The 16678-nt window shown below is 40.6% G+C and carries 20 protein-coding genes and 1 pseudogene; 8 read left to right on the top strand and 13 right to left on the bottom strand.

What is annotated here, in order from left to right; genetic code table 11:
- The 5 genes from TT11_RS09220 to TT11_RS09200 all read right to left on the bottom strand — a co-directional run.
- Positions 1-372, bottom strand: a 372-nt coding sequence (locus TT11_RS09220) for a PD-(D/E)XK nuclease family protein (protein ID WP_261870157.1), incomplete at its 3' end; no start/stop codon positions are given.
- Between the two features lie 36 nt (positions 373-408).
- Positions 409-861, bottom strand: coding sequence for a DUF1810 domain-containing protein (locus tag TT11_RS09215; RefSeq protein ID WP_261870156.1), 453 nt, complete (start codon positions 859-861; stop codon positions 409-411).
- Between the two features lie 38 nt (positions 862-899).
- On the bottom strand, positions 900-1586 hold the full coding sequence (locus TT11_RS09210; RefSeq protein WP_261870155.1) for a hypothetical protein: 687 nt from the start codon (positions 1584-1586) through the stop codon (positions 900-902).
- A 24-nt stretch (positions 1587-1610) separates the two neighbouring features.
- A complete protein-coding gene (locus TT11_RS09205) occupies positions 1611-2705 on the bottom strand; it encodes a YafY family protein (protein WP_261870154.1) in 1095 nt (364 codons plus the stop codon).
- A gap of 54 nt (positions 2706-2759) precedes the next feature.
- On the bottom strand, positions 2760-3539 hold the full coding sequence (locus tag TT11_RS09200; protein ID WP_261870153.1) for a PP2C family serine/threonine-protein phosphatase: 780 nt from the start codon (positions 3537-3539) through the stop codon (positions 2760-2762).
- 313 nt (positions 3540-3852) lie between these two features.
- Between TT11_RS09200 and TT11_RS09195 the strand changes: the two genes are divergently transcribed.
- The 8 genes from TT11_RS09195 to TT11_RS09165 all read left to right on the top strand — a co-directional run bounded on the left by TT11_RS09195 (position 3853) and on the right by TT11_RS09165 (position 10503).
- Positions 3853-4458, top strand: coding sequence for a hypothetical protein (locus tag TT11_RS09195; RefSeq protein ID WP_261870152.1), 606 nt, complete (start codon positions 3853-3855; stop codon positions 4456-4458).
- A 141-nt stretch (positions 4459-4599) separates the two neighbouring features.
- Positions 4600-5670, top strand: coding sequence for a WG repeat-containing protein (locus TT11_RS09190; RefSeq protein WP_261870151.1), 1071 nt, complete (start codon positions 4600-4602; stop codon positions 5668-5670).
- A gap of 221 nt (positions 5671-5891) precedes the next feature.
- On the top strand, positions 5892-6548 hold the full coding sequence (locus TT11_RS09185; RefSeq protein ID WP_261870150.1) for a WG repeat-containing protein: 657 nt from the start codon (positions 5892-5894) through the stop codon (positions 6546-6548).
- Between the two features lie 13 nt (positions 6549-6561).
- Positions 6562-6846 (top strand): WG repeat-containing protein, encoded by a 285-nt coding sequence (locus tag TT11_RS17265; RefSeq protein ID WP_370587832.1) that lies wholly within the window; start codon positions 6562-6564, stop codon positions 6844-6846.
- A 91-nt stretch (positions 6847-6937) separates the two neighbouring features.
- The gene (locus tag TT11_RS09180; RefSeq protein ID WP_261870149.1) at positions 6938-7714 is read left to right on the top strand and encodes a hypothetical protein; all 777 of its coding nucleotides are present in this window, start codon (positions 6938-6940) and stop codon (positions 7712-7714) included.
- Positions 7715-7749: 35 nt separating this feature from the next.
- A complete protein-coding gene (locus TT11_RS09175) occupies positions 7750-8418 on the top strand; it encodes a hypothetical protein (protein ID WP_261870148.1) in 669 nt (222 codons plus the stop codon).
- A 96-nt stretch (positions 8419-8514) separates the two neighbouring features.
- Positions 8515-9792 carry a CAP domain-containing protein gene (locus TT11_RS09170; protein ID WP_261870147.1) on the top strand — a complete coding sequence of 426 codons (1278 nt, stop codon included), beginning with the start codon at positions 8515-8517 and terminating at the stop codon, positions 9790-9792.
- Positions 9793-10191: 399 nt separating this feature from the next.
- Positions 10192-10503: a DUF1244 domain-containing protein gene (locus tag TT11_RS09165; protein WP_261870146.1), complete on the top strand. Its 312-nt coding sequence runs from the start codon at positions 10192-10194 to the stop codon at positions 10501-10503.
- Between the two features lie 75 nt (positions 10504-10578).
- On the opposite strand, the gene TT11_RS09160 is transcribed toward TT11_RS09165, so the two are convergent.
- The 8 genes and pseudogenes from TT11_RS09160 to TT11_RS09125 all read right to left on the bottom strand — a co-directional run bounded on the left by TT11_RS09160 (position 10579) and on the right by TT11_RS09125 (position 16635).
- The gene (locus tag TT11_RS09160; protein WP_261870145.1) at positions 10579-10998 is read right to left on the bottom strand and encodes an SRPBCC family protein; all 420 of its coding nucleotides are present in this window, start codon (positions 10996-10998) and stop codon (positions 10579-10581) included.
- Between the two features lie 106 nt (positions 10999-11104).
- Positions 11105-12109 carry a 23S rRNA pseudouridine(2604) synthase RluF gene (rluF, locus tag TT11_RS09155; RefSeq protein WP_261870144.1) on the bottom strand — a complete coding sequence of 335 codons (1005 nt, stop codon included), beginning with the start codon at positions 12107-12109 and terminating at the stop codon, positions 11105-11107.
- Between the two features lie 332 nt (positions 12110-12441).
- Positions 12442-12621 carry a hypothetical protein gene (locus TT11_RS09150; protein WP_261870143.1) on the bottom strand — a complete coding sequence of 60 codons (180 nt, stop codon included), beginning with the start codon at positions 12619-12621 and terminating at the stop codon, positions 12442-12444.
- Complete coding sequence (locus TT11_RS09145) at positions 12615-13148, bottom strand: hypothetical protein (RefSeq protein ID WP_261870142.1); 534 nt, start codon at positions 13146-13148, stop codon at positions 12615-12617. Before TT11_RS09145 ends, TT11_RS09150 begins: the two co-directional genes overlap by 7 nt.
- Before the next feature lie 299 nt (positions 13149-13447).
- Positions 13448-14562, bottom strand: a pseudogene (locus TT11_RS09140) (CaiB/BaiF CoA transferase family protein).
- 1 nt (position 14563) lies between these two features.
- A complete protein-coding gene (locus TT11_RS09135) occupies positions 14564-15337 on the bottom strand; it encodes a 3-hydroxyacyl-CoA dehydrogenase family protein (protein ID WP_261870140.1) in 774 nt (257 codons plus the stop codon).
- The gene (locus TT11_RS09130; protein WP_261870162.1) at positions 15324-15638 is read right to left on the bottom strand and encodes a 3-hydroxyacyl-CoA dehydrogenase NAD-binding domain-containing protein; all 315 of its coding nucleotides are present in this window, start codon (positions 15636-15638) and stop codon (positions 15324-15326) included. The genes TT11_RS09135 and TT11_RS09130 overlap by 14 nt, the downstream gene beginning before the upstream one ends.
- Complete coding sequence (locus TT11_RS09125; RefSeq protein WP_261870138.1) at positions 15544-16635, bottom strand: enoyl-CoA hydratase-related protein; 1092 nt, start codon at positions 16633-16635, stop codon at positions 15544-15546. Before TT11_RS09125 ends, TT11_RS09130 begins: the two co-directional genes overlap by 95 nt.
- Positions 16636-16678: the final 43 nt, after the last annotated feature.

Raw genomic sequence — 16678 nt, 5'->3', positions numbered from 1 at the left:
GTAGCTGTGATCACCTACCTGACATCTTAAGTAAATATCCATACGACGCTGGGTATTACTTTTCCCCGTTATTTCTTCAAGAAAAACCTCTGTTTTCTCAAGGTTATTAAGAAAAACCTGCCAGTTATCATCTTTATATATAACAGGCAAACAATGCTCAACAAATAACCTTAAAAAGCTTTCTTGCTGAGCATGACTTCCTTTAGGATCAAGCAGAGCTGCCAAAATACGACTAAGTCCTAATTCATCGGTATTAATATAATCAAAAGTACTGAAGTCTGGAGAAAGTTGACGGCTATAGAGTGCTTGCGCTGTCTCTAATGCGTTAATCTTTTGGCTCACATCATTTATCAAACTTTGCACGATACTCATACTCATCTATCCTCTTAAAATCTCACTCGGTTTCATTCACTTATATTTCTGGTCATTGATTTGCTTTAGCATTTCTATAGTGCTTATATCGTAACTGCCCTCATAGAACTGGTATAAAAGCTGCTCAAATACATACTTATTACCAGCGGCAAAGGCAAACAACGTTAGCGAAGATTGCAGCTTCAGATTATCTGGTGAACCAAAGATATCTAAAGCACTTTTATCAGGATGCAGTTGCAATAATTCAGCGCACTCTATTAGCCGTGCTCCAAGCACCTCATGCTGCAAATACGCTTTCGCTTGCTCCAGACTCCCTATTGCAAATCGTCGAGACATTTTACTGTGCCCTAACCCTTTCACCTGTGGAAAAATAAACCACATCCAATGCGTACGCTTATGACCTTCGGTCAGCTCTTCAATCACTTGTGAATAGATAGTATCTTGAGCTTGGATAAAATCATCAAATAAATCTTTATCTATCGTTGTCATTTTCTACACTCCTTACGATTTAATTAATGAGCGTTTGCCTATCTGCCATGATAACCAGCCACATATATCGCCTTCATCCAGCAATAGTCAGGTTTATCAATTATCCTATTGCCGTAAAACACTTCTGAATCATCAGCAATTCGGTTTTCAACCGCAGTTGTGATACTAAAAAACTCATCAAGAGATAGTTTATGATCGCTTTCAATATCAAGCATCATATACTCGATACTAAGATCTTCAGGAATTTGATTGAGCAAATGATTAACGTTACTCTTTATTTGTTCTGAATCTGGTATGCCCGTTACCCTAGCTTGTATAAATTTAGCAGTCTTTTCAGCCCCGCAGGATCTTTTGATATCATTAACATCTATACCAACCTTACCCCGATCAGATAGTACCGATTCAAATACAGTTATTACCTGCCCGACTTCATCCGCTTTGCAAATAATAATCCCGTCTATTACTTCGAATCTATCAATTTGCTTATCTGTGGTTTGTAGCGCAAACAATGTGCAACCGACTTGTTGTTGTAGATTTAGCAATGACTGTTCATCCCAACCATCTTCGATAACGATAAACCCAACCTCAGACAAGAGGTAGCTATCTGATTGTGGCCTATACAAAGTAGCTAAAGGTATGGGCTCTATCTGAAGCTCATTATTACGTTCTTCGTTAATGTCGCTTTTTAGAGTCTGTTTATCTTTAACACTACTATCTACTGTCATACTCGGCTCCTTTTTAAAGTGAAATTATTCATCGGTTTTATAAAGCTGCACTCCACTTTCTAGACGCTCAAGAATAACTGCCTTTAGCTCTAATGGTTCAATGACGACGGACAATTGCGACATACTTACCAACCAATCTTGCAGACGAGTAGTATTAGCAACTGTAGCGCTGACTTGACGCCAAGTGTCGTCGATAATCGTAATCTTCTGATCTATTGATAATGGACGCTCATAAAGATGCTGACAGGCATATTTCTGTACTTTTAAAACCAAGTTGATTTTAATATTTTTACCAAACTCTAGCTTGCCCAGCTCCTGTAAGCTATCTAATGTAAAAATGTCACGCCCTACCCAGTCAGGTATTGGCTTATCTATGACTACTGCCTCCGTAATACGGTTGACCGCAAAGTTGCGATGCTCCTCTAGCAATACGTCATCATTGATATGATCATCAGTAGGATTAAAGCCTGCGAGATAGACCATATTGTCAATAAAGATCAGTCCTTTGGGATACACCATTCTTTGAACTGGTTTTTCTTCCCATTTGTTTTGATAACTTATTCGTAATTGACGATTCTGTAGCAGAGCCTGATGAATACTTTCAAGCACATCACTATCAAGCGTTGGTGCTTGCACGATACTAGGTAAGGTGATGAGATGATCTTGCCATTGCCCTAGCGGACTTTGATGAAAGTCATCTTTGTCCTGTCGACGTAATTGAGTGAGCTTGTCTGCGATTTCTTGTTTAAAAGATACTGGTAAGTAGTTTGCGGTATATTTATCCAGCATCTCCCAAAAGAACACGGTTTGCTCGTTAATGACATCGATGCTAAAGCTGGGGTCAATATAAAACCGTGCCGTCTTGCCACTGATATTCTTGCCCCATGCTGGCACCCGAATTAAGGCGTCACTATAGAAAATATCGTTAAATATTTGATTTAGGCCAATCAAATCGTTCTCTAAGTTTTTACGCTCATTTGTATAATTGTCATCATTATCACCATAGTTTTGCATAAGCTCTGTCAATGACACAGCATCAGCTTCACTCCGAGGCAGGCTTTGATATAAAGCAAATAGACGTGCTGACTTTGTATAGCTGGCAATTTGATGTGCTGGCATAGTATCTTCTCTATTAGACTGATGAAGTAATTAACTCGTTATTAAAATACAGGTTCAATCAAAACGAACCAAAATCGCGGTACCATTATCATAAGCATTGCCATCGGAATCATAAACTTGGTTCTTAAGAGAGATGAGCCAAGCTTGTAAATCGGTTTCATCATTGACAAGTTGCCATTCATGGCTTGGCACCAAGTCATGAATACCATCCGTACAGACCAAGATACAATCGCCGCTATTAACCTTAATGTTGCAAGAGTTGCCTTCTGGTGCTTCACTGCTTGTATAACTGTCATCAGCCGTTAATGCAAAGCATTCAGTAATACTATATAAACTCCCTGCCATACCTTCTCGGTTATAGTCAGCGAACTTCGCTTGGCTACCTTGCTCTTGTGCCCTTTGGTCAATAAGCTCATTCAATAGATTATGATCTCGAGTCAGGCACTGCCACTGTGACGTCCCTTTAGGCAGCCAGTACACACGGCTATCACCTACATGCATTATCGTCGCCTTTATGGTTCCATCGCCCTTTAACTCACAGGTAACCATCGCGAGGGTTGCCGCCGCGCCATGACGCTTAGATGAATGCTTGGTTTGATTAATCAGCTGATGAATAACCTCTGAAGTAACACTCTTCTGATTAACCCATAACCGTCTGACTGCTTTTACCACTGCTTTTGAGCAGTGCTGCGAGTGATTAGAGCTTGCCACGCCATCAGACACTGCTAAACTAAATGGTAATGCAACTGGTGTCACTACCATTACCCCTAAGTCTTCTTGATACCAATTATCTAAAAAGAAAAAAAGCGTCTTGCTGCAGGTTATTACTGGCATTTCCGAGAAAGGTAATTGCACAGGCCTGTGCAATAGAAGGAGTTTCTTTTAAAGGACAATGGTCAAGAGGAGCAGGAGCAGTCATGATGGTAAGCCTATATGTTTGTCATAGAGGCTAGTATATCTGACTACCTATAAAATAATTTTCTAAGTTACATTTGCTGAGGTTTTCGTTCAAATAAACTTCATTTTTATATTGAACTAATGTTTGTATATATAATATATTGTTGCTAATATGTAACCATTTTATTTCATCGGACATATGTTATGTATCAGAACAAATTTTTTTCTTTTGAGTGCTAGCTTAGTAGCCATGGCAAATTTATCAGGCTGTGCAGAAGTAAGCACATTAACAAAGGATTTTAGTACATCTGTTGGTCAAGGCGTCTCTACCATAGTTAGAGATATGAACACCAGTATAAACACATCTACTTCAGTACAGTCTCAAAATCAGAATGCTGCTTCGATTCCTCCGACAGATATCGTTTTTTTAATGGGTTGGATGGAAGATGGTTGTCAAGGTAGCATCGCACCATATAACAAAATTTCAGATCGTTATTATACCTTTAAAGACACCGTGATTGATATGGATAACTCACGTGCCCAGCCTTATTCACAATGGTCACCAGAATATCGTGATCAGATTCAAAATGTTATAAAAAGTACAGATGGATCCTATGTAACTTTCTCACTGCCATTGAAGAATGCCTATTATAGAAAACAACCCTTAAAAGCTATAGAGATTGGCTACCGTGAGGGAACTGAAGGCGCTCATGCAAAATTAGTCTTTGCTCAATCTGCGAACGTTACCGCAGTTGTCTCAAACTTTAAAACTCGCAAAGTCGAAGGTATGGGAGGTATGTACAATAGTGGCGCTACCTATAACGCTAAAGAAAGAAGTCTAAACTGTGAACTTTAGGCCAGTACTCATTAAAACATACAACAAGTAATTCTAATTTCTGACGTATCTTCATTAAAAATTTGTTTATTAAAACATATATTCCTACATCATTACTGTGTTTTGAACAAACAATATTAGAAAGTAAAAAGGACCACTAGGATGTTACGAAAAAAGGTGATTACCTTAACAGTTATAACAAGTCTCTTATTTATTGGTTGTAGTAAAAGCGAGTCTGTTCCAAATACTAGAAATGCTAACGACGATATCAGTATCAAATCAACCAACGTAGAAGATGCGTCAAATATAGAGCCAAATATAGAAGTAGCATCAGGAACGGAAGAGACATCAACCACAGATTCTGTTTCTAAACTGGTTCAATACGTAGTCCCCAATGGTGAGTACTCAGAACAATGCGGGTTCAAAAACAACGAAGGTAAAATCGTTGTAAAAGCAGAATATGATTTCTGCGGTACGTTCCATGAGGGCATGGCCTATCTACTCAAAAAGAATCTAAAGTCTGACTCTGACGGAGGCTATTACCTTGGATACAGTAATAGCTCAGGTGAGCTTGTGATTCCAGTGAATATTGAAGCAGATTATGGGTGGATGTTAGATGCTAGAAACTTTAGCGAAGGCTTGGTCGCTATTTTAAATAAAGACCAATGGGGATATATGGACAAAGAAGGCAAAACTGTAATTCCCTTTGACTTTGACAGCGCTAGTGACTTTATTAATGGCATTGCCACAGTATCCAAAGACTATAAATATGGTGCGATTGATCGTTCTGGTAAAGCGGTACTTGAGTTTAAATATAGCCACCTTGGTGACTTTAAAGAAGGCCTAGCATCCTTCAGTCCAATGAATTCAGATAAGCAAGGTTTCATCAATACGAAAGGTAAAGAAGTCGTTGCCCCAATTTGGGATCAAACAATGTATTTCTCTGAAGGACGAGCTGCTGTTGCTAAAGGCGACTATGAAAATGCCAAGTGGGGATTTGTTGATACCTTAGGCAAAGTCATCATTGAACCTAAATATGATGGCGTCTTTATTGATCCAGGTGGAGATTCTCCCGATGTCATCGGTGGCTACTTTGAGAATGGCACTATAGATGTTTATCAAGAGGGCGAAAATGGACAAGTAACGGCTATTACTATTGATAAGAATGGCAAAGAGCTGAAACGTAAAGACTATGCGAGCACCTTAGATGTACTAGAGTCAATGTATAACTAGACTACAAGAAAAACTCTAAAGTATTTAGTTGTTTAGAGCTCTATTCTCATTCAATAGGAATAGTCATCTAAACCTTTTCTGATTTAAGCCCTTATTTTCTAAGGTTTTATCAGAAACTACCGTTCGTCGGATCGATATTTAGAAGCTGAATTAGTCGATATAATTTCAAATACAAATCAAGTCCAATAAAAACTTTAATTTAATTACGAGGAACGTAATTCATGATTCTACCCCCTACCCGTTTGCTACCTGTAGCCGCTGTACTAACCTTTGCTACGTGTACCCTTCCTGCTCAGGCTTACGTAGATAACTGTAAACCGCCTAAGACAAATTATGCTGAAATTGCTTGTACCGCAGATAGCAAATACTTTGTCGGGTACAACTCTGATTACAGTGTTAGAACCTTATTAGATGAGCAAGGCAAAGCGCTAGTAAGCTCAAAAGGCTATGACGATGTAGACTACTACGGTATTAGTAATAGCGTCTTTGCAGTGATGAAAAATAATAAAGTCGGCTATATGAATACCCGAGGTAAGCTTGTGGTACCAACCATCTACGATACTATGCGAGACCCTAATGATAAATACGATGAGTCATGGTCTGAGCCCGTATCTGACGGTCGTATATTAGTCTCTAAAAACGGCAAACTGGGTCTTATCGATACATCAAACAAAATTGTCATGCCCTTCACGAATAAATATCCTTCTATAGAGTCATTTAGTGAAGGTATGGCACCAGTAATGTCAAAATCTTATAAATGGGGCTTTATTGATAAAGATGGTAAGGAAGTTATTAGGCCTCAGTATGACGGTATAAATGGTAATTTTGGCGGCGTCTATGGTTTTTCTCAAGGCTTAGTTGGCATGAAAAAAAGGTAAGAAATGGGGCTATATTACTAAAACTGGTAAAGTCGCTGTACCTTTCGTATACGATGAAATACGTCCGTTTAGTGAAGGTCTCGCCGGGGTATTAAAAGATGGTAAATGGGGGTTTATTAATGGTGCAAATAAAACTGTGATTCCTTTTAAATACTCTGATAGTAATGTCGAACGATATAGTTCTAACTTTATGGGGGCCACTTATTTTATCTTTAATGAGGGTACAGCCCAAGTTGCGACCATCAATCAGAAACAAATATGCATCAATAAATCAGATAAAAAGATAGCCTGTCAATAGATTGATACTGCTTTAGCAGCCCAAACCACTTCTATCAATCTGTGTCTTTAGCATCACTATTTAACATCTTTTTAATTTTAAGGAACTTTGCATGCAGGCCAATCATATTTTATCTATATTCGCAATAAGTAGCTTAATGGCTATAACGGGATGTTCTGAAACCACTTCAGTAGAGGAAACGACAAAGGTCACTACTCCTGAAGAAATAGCTCCTACGACAGTAGTCGCCACTGATTCAACGGCTATTGCTGAACCTGTAGTAGAGACTGAAGAAATAGAAACTATCGAAGCTATTGACGAAAATCCTCCTAGATTTGCTAACGTTACTGACTATTTAGCATTGAAATCTAATACAGACTGGAGTTGGGAATCGCTAGCAGATACTCCTGATATTAAAGAGTGGTATAGCAAAGCGCCTACCAAAAACGAATACTCACCCGAGGATCCTAGTTACTCTATTAGAGGAGGTCTTGACGATTATGGTGGCATGGTAGTTTATGGTACCAAAAAGCAGCCAGAGATAATAACTATTGGTTCAGGTCAAGCGGTTATGGAAGATGAGACTGGGAGTGCTGTATATAAACTCGGAGACATATTTAGAGCCAGCGAGCTTACCCGAGTGAAATCGAACTGTGATACGGGCGAAAACGAGCTATTCTCACAACAGTTTTATAAATGGCAAAAGCCAGGGTATCAACCGCTTTATATCTACTCAATCATAGATCATGCAAATGCAGGTACTTCAAGTAATGTTGGTATTGCCAAAAGCTTGGATAAGTTCTTTGAATCTGATTATAGTAGCGCCCTTATGGACTTAAGAGCTTTAGATGCTGACTATAAAGATATTACTTGCACCTTTGATCTTTAATATTTTTTTTAATTTTAAACTTAACGGAATGAACTATGAAATCAAAGAATACGTTATCTGTGTTGGTTATTAGCAGCTTTATAGCCTTATCTGGCTGTGCCGAAAGCAAAACGATAGGTAGTACCGTAGGGAAAGGGGCCTTGAGTCTTGTTGATAGTTTTGCTACAGGTGTACAAAAAGGTATCGATGAATCCTTCTTAGGTAACAACAGTAAAGCAGCAAACTCTACTAACAAAGTCAAAACCGCTACCACCATTGCCACAAAAACATCAAATGCTATTACAGGTAAGGATATGGTTTACTTATTCGGCGGGATGGAAGATGCTTGCTCAGGTGAAAACCCAGCTTACAACGGTGTAAGGAAAAACTTGTCTGCATTTACCGAGAGTTTTCAAGGTCAAAAAGGCTATGATAATTTCGTCAAACCTAGATCTGAATGGTTACTAGAATATCGTGACATGATCAAAGAGATTAAATATAGAGATTTTTACGATAACGAACTGTCCGGTGATTTCGGTGAGTACAAAGTGATATTTGAGAACGGTGTGAAATATCGTGGTCAACCTTTAGAGCAGTATATTTACAAATATAGAAGGGAGTCACACGGCAGCGTTGAAAGCCTTAAATTCTCATCTAGCGCCAATATGATGCTATATGGCCAAATTTCAAAAGTCGCCCATTTGATAGTTATGGCGATATCATAGATATGGGCGCAGTCTATACACCACAAACAAGAACTATTGCCTGCGAATTTGAATAATTGTAATTTGAAAAAAACTGTTTCTATTAAGGATAGTATAATGAAAAAGATTTTGGCAGGCAAAGGTTTAAGCAGTGTTGTATTCCTAAGTTTATTCCTTGCGGCTTGTGGCGGAGGCGGTGGTTCTGATAGTGATTCTGATAGTGATGCTGATAAAAATACGACAACGCCACCGCCAGTAGTAGAAACTCCAACTGACCCAGCGCCGACCAATCCAAAACCCATTGATCCCTTACCTACGGATCCAGTTGACCCAAAACCTACTGACTCAATTGATCCAGTTGAAACGGATTATACGCAGGTGACTATTAGCTCTTTAGGCAACCAAGAGCAGTTGGGTGCTAGTTTATTAGCATCTAATATGATTAGCCTTAACCGTCAATCGTGTGGTCTTGGAGGTGTTTCTCATGATGAAGAATTAGCAGCCATCTCTCGCAAACATGCGATGTATTTACAATACTTGTATTCAAATGGCAAAGTAAATTACAACCCACATTACGAGCACAAACTGGTAGGATTTGAATCAATATCAGGTGACGCTAACCCTTACTTTACAGGCGGTACACTTACTGAGCGCATCAAAACCGCTGGTTACACAGCGCCAGGTCTTATAATCGCTGAAAATATCACTCAGAAAGAGTCGTTTAACTCCAATGGCATGGTTAACACGCCAAATCGAGAAGCTAAAGACTTTATCAAGGCTTTGTTTGCTGCACCTTATCACTTGCAATCGCTCGTTAACCCGAGCTTTGATAAGACAGGCACAAGTGTTATCACTTATACGCCATTTGGAAAAAGTCCGGCTTTGAATAATGGATTTATATTAGTCAATAGTTCATCTGGAACAACAGCCAATACAAACTACCCTAAAAGTGGGTTAATAACATATCCTTGTGAGGGTGTTATAGACACCTCTACAGCGTTATGGACTGAATCCCCAAGTCCAGTAGCAGGTACAGGTCGTAACTTGCGTACAGACCCTATTGGGCAACCAATTTATATATTCGCTCCAGAAGCAGACAAAATCAAAGTTAGTAATATTAAGTTTTATGACACCGTTCGGAAGACTGATGTGCCTATTGATTTGATTGACGATGAAAATGATCCTCAAAAAGGCACGGTATACGATCTTCCAGAGAACAAAGCGTTCATTTTACCGATTACCGATAGCTTGAATAGTTGTGGCGTTACCTCTTCTAAAACAAACTGTGGTCTTTATGCTAATACCAAGTACACAGTAAGCTTTGACTTATTGGTCAATGACAAGACTTTGCAAAGGAAGTCATTCAGCTTCACAACAGGCGATACAAATTACTAAAACTGCCACTGATAAAAAACAGGTACTAAAGAGCACCTGTTTTTTGGCAAAAGAATCGGCGAATAATCTTTTCACCATTGCATGATGTTTAGCTATGCTGAAGAAACCATATAGATAGAATTTATAAACTAACGACTTGCTGAAGCGTTTAGTATGACTAAAAAAAGCAACGCTATAGTACGAAAACCAAAGGAAAAACTGACTCATTCTTGACGACAGAATATATAGAAATAAAGCATGGTTTAATATTATGATTAGGAAATTTTAAGATGATAAATTATTACTATGCTTGAGTTTGTTGTACGCGTTTTTAATATAGAACAACATCGGTTGCGCAATATTTATGTCGTTAGTATCATGTTGGTTTAGAAGTAGCTCAATTACAATTAGGAAAATATTATGGCAAAATTAGAATCAAATATTGAATTAGAAGCAGCAGCATTTCGTCGCTTACTAGCTCATTTAGACGAGCGTAAAGATGTACAAAATATTGAACTGATGAACCTTGCTGACTTTTGTCGTAACTGTTTATCCAAATGGTATAAAGCGGCTGGTGAAGAGCGTGGTATTGAAATCGAATACGAGGATGCGCGCGAGCTTGTTTATGGCATGCCTTATGCTGAATGGAAACAGAAGTATCAACAGAAAGCAACGCCAGAGCAGTTAGCGCGTTTTAACGAGATTGAAGCTGCTAAGAATAAAACGGATTAAAACTGACAGTGATAGCTCAAATAAAATAAGCCATCACTAGAGAGTGATATCAGAAAATCCAACATTGCCGCTAGATTAGCGGCTTTCTATAGATTTGAGTATGCTACTAAACCCTATGGTTCCTTGTTTCTGCATTTGACGGTCAAACAGGCGACCGACTAATGGCAATGGTACCGTCAATCGACCCTCAGACACCCAAGTCACGTGTGTGGTGCCATCGCCCAAGTCTTTTAAATCAATGATGCCTTTATCATGCTGCATTTTGATAGGCTTAGATTTTTCGATTTGGTATTGCATATGAGTAGGACGTTCAAACGCTGTAATCCGCTCCCAGAACTTAACGGGTCCCGTTTGAATGCTACGTAAAGCCCCGACGCCATTGCGCTCTTCGTTACCTTCGGCTACTAACTTAGCAACCCCCACCGCTTTAAATGAGCCATAACTGGCATGATCACTCAGTGCTTCAAATACCTCATCAATCGGTTTTTTTGACAATGCGCTCTACTTTTATTTTAAACATAATATGATCTCATTAAGACTAAAGTTATTTAGCTTACGGCTATTTCAGCAATAAATATAGCCGTCACATTGTGAAAAATCATTACCGTGAAGAGCCGCGTCCCTTTGAAGGACGCCTGCCATTGGTAGCAGGTTTGCCACTGCCTCCAGACTTACCATTACCCCCTGACGGCTTACCACGACCAGTAGGACGTCCATCCCTACCTTTAGAACCTGCTGGTTTTCTAGCATCATCTTTGGCGTATTTGTTACGCCCCTTTGCTGCACCTGCTGATTTTGTAGATGGTTTTGACTTTGATGAAGCGTCCGCACGAGGTTTCTTTCGTGGCGCATTGCGGGATTTCTTGTTTGAGTGATTATCTTGCGAAGAGGAATCTTCTACAGATTTAAGCAACACAGACAGCTCTTTTGGGGTTAAGTCTCGCCAGTCACCAACGGGAAGACCTTTGAGACTTACATTCATAATCCGCGTACGTTCAAGCTTGACGACCTCGTAGCCAAAGTGCTCACACATACGGCGAATTTGACGGTTTAAACCTTGAACGAGCGTGATGTTAAATATATTAGGCGCTACTTTAGTCACTGGGCATTTTTTGGTCATCTTGCCAAGCATCGGCACACCGCCCGCCAAACCTTCGATAACACTATCAGTTAACGGCTTATTTACTGTAACTAGATACTCTTTCTCGTGATTATTGCCAGCACGTAGTACCTTATTGACCAAATCACCGTTATTAGTCAAAAAGATCAAACCTTGAGAATCTTTGTCCAAACGGCCTATCGGAAAAATACGCAAACTATGTCGCACAAAATCGACAATATTATTCTTCTCAGAGCTTTCCGTGGTGCTCACAATGCCCACTGGCTTATTTAATGCAATAAAAATAAAATCATCAGGCTCTCGTGGCTCAATAAGCTGCCCGTTGACTTTTACCGCATCACCAGCGACCACCTGATCACCGACCGACGCACGTTTGCCATTGATGTATACATTACCTTGTTCAATAAAGCGGTCAGCGTCTCGCCTAGAGCAAATACCACTTTCGCTGATGTATTTATTTAAACGAGTCGAGGAAGCGTTGAACATAAAGCACCGTTTTACCTGATAAGAAGCGTTTTTTTTGCTAAGAAAAAAGCCTAAATTGAATGGATCAACAATAACGAAATAGCTCACATTATATATGAAATCGACTGACCCTTTGAGGAGAGATGGGTAAAAACCTAGAAATGTATCGCGTCATGTAATTTTGGATGATGTCGAAAGAACTTATTTATGAGGTTGTAAATTTAAAAAGCCTCACCATTCATCATACGAGCAGTGGGGCTTTTTTTCTAGTTTTTCAGCTATATAATTTTTCAAATCTGTTCTTTTGCTGATTACTCACTACTCACTACTCACTACTCACTACTCACTACTCACTACTCAGCATCATCCAACAGTTTATTAAGCTCGTCCACCATGGGATCGTCAATGATACTGCCTTCTACATAGCTAATTATCTCATCTACAGTCGTTAGATCCATTTCACGAATACCTAAACTGGCCAGTTGCGCATTAATCGATTCTAAGCTGTCGTTATCTTCAGCGTCATCTAGCAAATCCTCTTCAAATCTACCTCTGACAAACCAGTACATTTTTTTCTAGTACAGTTTCTTTTTTTGGTTAAAGTAGAATAACCATCACCATAAATGAACAGATTGAAATGATAAGGTATTTCTACGTCATTAATGAAGAAAGTACGTTGGCACTCTAATGTATAGGCTTGAATCTCTTCATTTTCCGCGCTTTCATCACTTTTGTTGTCTTCATCATATTCAATCGCCTCTTCTATCAACTCACCTAATATTTGATAGTTACCGACTTTGATTTTATGATTATAAATGATAGCAGAGTCTGCGATTGCATCAAAAATAATAGCACTGACATCTAAGGTATGGTTATCGATATCATAAAATGCTTTTAACGCTGGCAAAAACTCGGTTAGCTCTTCTTCTGGCACTTGAATGAGAAACTGCTGCTCGTATATTTTAATCATATCTTCAGGAGCATAGGTATTAGCAGTATTGGTCTCGTTTCTACCTGTTGGCTGCAAAGGTAAAAAATTATACGGGTTATGTTTGGTCATTCAGAACTGCCTTTTTACTTAAGTTGAATTTATTAAATGTCTGTGTTGCTCAATCTCTAAGGGTCTTTGAACGTACTACTATTTTTCAGTACCGTAAGACTTTAAGATTTATGGGCGTATTGTCTCTTATTCAGGCAATTTTAGATAGACAGTTATAAATATACAAGTTCAATCTACTTTAGACAGGCAGTCAGAATAATACAGACTAAAGAGACGATACTAGCCAGTAGCAGCTTGGTATCGCCTTCAAGTGCTAATCCAATTTTCACTCTTCTTCAGAGCTAATCACATACCAATTATCAACTTACTTGCTGCCACCCTGACGTCGCGTGATGTTCATCTTGATGTGCAAATAAAGGGTGAACTTTGGCTTCATGTAAACTCAACACAGGGGTCACACAGACATCCGTTGCTGCAAATACACGTTGCCAATGCTCAAGCGTTTGACTGGCGAATTTTTCCGCGATTGTGTTGGACGCAGCTTCACTCTCAGGTCTATTGGGCATGATACCAAGTTGCCAGTGTATTTCTTTAAGCGACGGTAGTTCCAATACCTCACATAGCCCTTGCCAAAATTTTAGCTCTAAGGAACCAACGGCCATATGCCGCTTATCAGCGGTTTGGTACAATCGATAGCATGGCAATGCACCGCCCAAAAAGTCATGCTGCGGCAGTAGAGTGTCGTTTAAGCCATTTCCTGAAAGGCTATTAATCAGTTTGCCTGTGACCTTTGGCATGACCATATGATTATAAAGGCTGTGCGTCATACTAACAGCAACGTGTCGTCCCCTGCCCGTAGCTGCGCGGCAAATACGGCAGCCAACAGTGCTATCACTGCTGTATCACTACCACCTGCCAAATCCGCAAACTGGATATTAGGCATGGCCTGCTCACCCTGCGCTGTTTTTAGCTGGTCAAGCACACCACTCATAGCCATAAAGTTAATATCGTGACCTGCCTTATTGGCCCAGTCATGATTCACTTGAGAGCCATCTTCTGAGTCAGCATCTTCTGTTGAATGACAATCTGCTACGCCATAGCCAGTGATTGACACTATTACTAGTTTTGGGTTGATGACATGCAAGGTCTTAGCATCTAGTCCCATTTCTGCCAAGACACCTGGGCGAAAGCTATCTAGCATCACATCAGCCTTTTTCAGATGTGCTTTTATCGCCTCAATCGCTTTGGGATCATGAAAGTCATGCTTTTCGGTCATCTTACCGTGGTTTAGAGCTGCGAAGAGCTCACCAAATACTCGAGCAGGGTCACCCTGTTTGGGTTCGATTTTAAGGACGTCTGCACCCAAGTCCGCAAGCAAACGCGTAGCAAAAGGCCCAGGTAGATTACGAGTCAGATCGATCACTCGTAACCCTTGTAGACAGTCTGCCATTTGATCATGATTTGATAAATGCATGTCAGTCATCGGAGAACGCCTCGCCTTTGGCTGCCATATCTAGCAAGATTTGAGCAGGCTCAAAACGCTCACCATATTTCGCAGCCAGCTCACGGCTACGCTCAACAAACGCACTCACGCCCATTGCATTGATAAACTGTAGCGTGCCCCCGTGCTGCGGAGCAAATCCCCAACCAAAGATAGAACCTATATTGGTATCGGCAACTGAGCGCACGACATTTTCCTCATAGCATTTGGCAGATTCATTGGCTTGAATAAACATTAGCCGATCAACCAAATCTTGCTGCGACGGTTGCTCTGATTTTGGCGGATATAGATTTATCAGCTCAGGCCATAGATGCTTATCACCCTCTGTTGGATAGTCATAGAATCCTTTGCCATTTTTCTTACCTTCGCGCCCATGCTCATTGACCAGTGTTTTTAGTATCTCGTAAGAAGGACGCACTACGATTGGCTTACCTTCGGCTACCATATCCGCTTGCTGCTGTTCGCTGACATGCAATGCGAGGCTTAATGACACTTCATCTTGCAATGCTAAGGGCGGCATCGGCATACCTGTTTTCAGTCCGGCAACTTCAATGCTACGCGGATGCACACCCTCTCCTAGCATCGCAATGCCCTCTGAAACATAGGTACCAAATACCCGCGAGGTATAAAAGCCATGACTATCATTGACGACGATAGGCGTTTTACCTATTTGCACAACATAGTCGAAAGCTTTGGCCAATGTCGCATCGTCGGTTTGCTCGCCCATGATAATTTCAACCAGCGGCATCTTGTCTACTGGCGAGAAAAAAATGCAGACCGATAAACTGGTTTGGTCGCGTACTGGCTTTTGCCAATCCAGTAATCGGTAGCGTTGAGGTATTAGAAGCATATACGGCCGTGTTTGAAATCACTACTTCACTTTGCTGAGTACACTTGGCTTTAATTTCTCGGTTTTCAAACACTGCTTCGATAATAAGATCACAATCTGACAAATCATCGTAAGAAACTGTTGGCGTGATACGTTTTAGGAGAGCTTGTTTTTTTCTCTTCGGTAGCGCGCTTTCGGCTGATCGCTTTGTCCAAAATATTGGCAGAGTACGCTTTGCCTTTTTCAGCGCCTGCCATGTCAGTGTCTAGCAGAACGACATCGATACCAGCTTTGGCAGTGACATACGCAATGCCAGCACCCATCATGCCAGCGCCCAAGATACCGACTTTCTTGGTGGTTGTTCGTTCAAACCCTTGAGGACGAGACTGACCTTTTTTGATGCTATTCAGCTGAGTCCATAAGGTGTTAATCATGTTTTTAGATTCAGTCGACAGCACACAAGCGGCAAAATAACGCGACTCGATTTCAAGTCCCGTATCGATATCTACCAAGCAGCCCTCAAACACACAAGACATAATGTGAGTAATCGCTGGATAGTTGCCATGAGATTTTTGATTGGCCATGGCTGGGGCGATAGAGAATATAGGCACTACTTTTGGATGCTTACTATCGCCGCCAGGGATTTTAAAGCCTTTCTTATCCCATGGCTGCTGCACGCTTGGATTATTTTGAATCCAGTCTTTTGCTTGCTTCAGCATATCCGCTTGAGCAGTGGCCGTTGCATCAATAAGTCCAATGTCTTTTGCAACTGCTGCGCGAAGCTCCTTGCCTTGCGTCATCAACTCCAACGCCACCTGAATACCGACCAATCGCGGTAAGCGCTGAGTACCGCCGCCACCAGGTAGCAAGCCCAGTCTCACCTCAGGCAAACCAAGCTTGGTCTTCGGCGTGTCAATGACAATACGATAATGACATGCCAATGCAAGCTCCAAACCGCCACCTAATGCGGTTCCTGTCATAGCAGCGACGACAGGTTTACCTGAGGTTTCAAGCTTACGCAAACTACCTTTTAGTTCTTCGGTCAATGCAAACGCTTGCTCGGCTGTCTTTATCTGGTTCAATTGATCAATATCTGCGCCAACCACAAAGGTTTCTTTGGCCGATGTAAGAATTAAGCCTGTGACTGCGTCATCATTGATGAAACTATCGACTATTGTGGCGAACGACTCTGTAAAGCCATCACCGATGACATTCATTTTGCGTTTGCTTTGGTCAATCGTGACCGTGACGATACCATCG

This window comes from Psychrobacter sp. JCM 18901 (assembly GCF_000586435.1).
GTDB lineage: Bacteria > Pseudomonadota > Gammaproteobacteria > Pseudomonadales > Moraxellaceae > Psychrobacter.
This window is presented reverse-complemented; position numbering and strand designations above follow the sequence as displayed.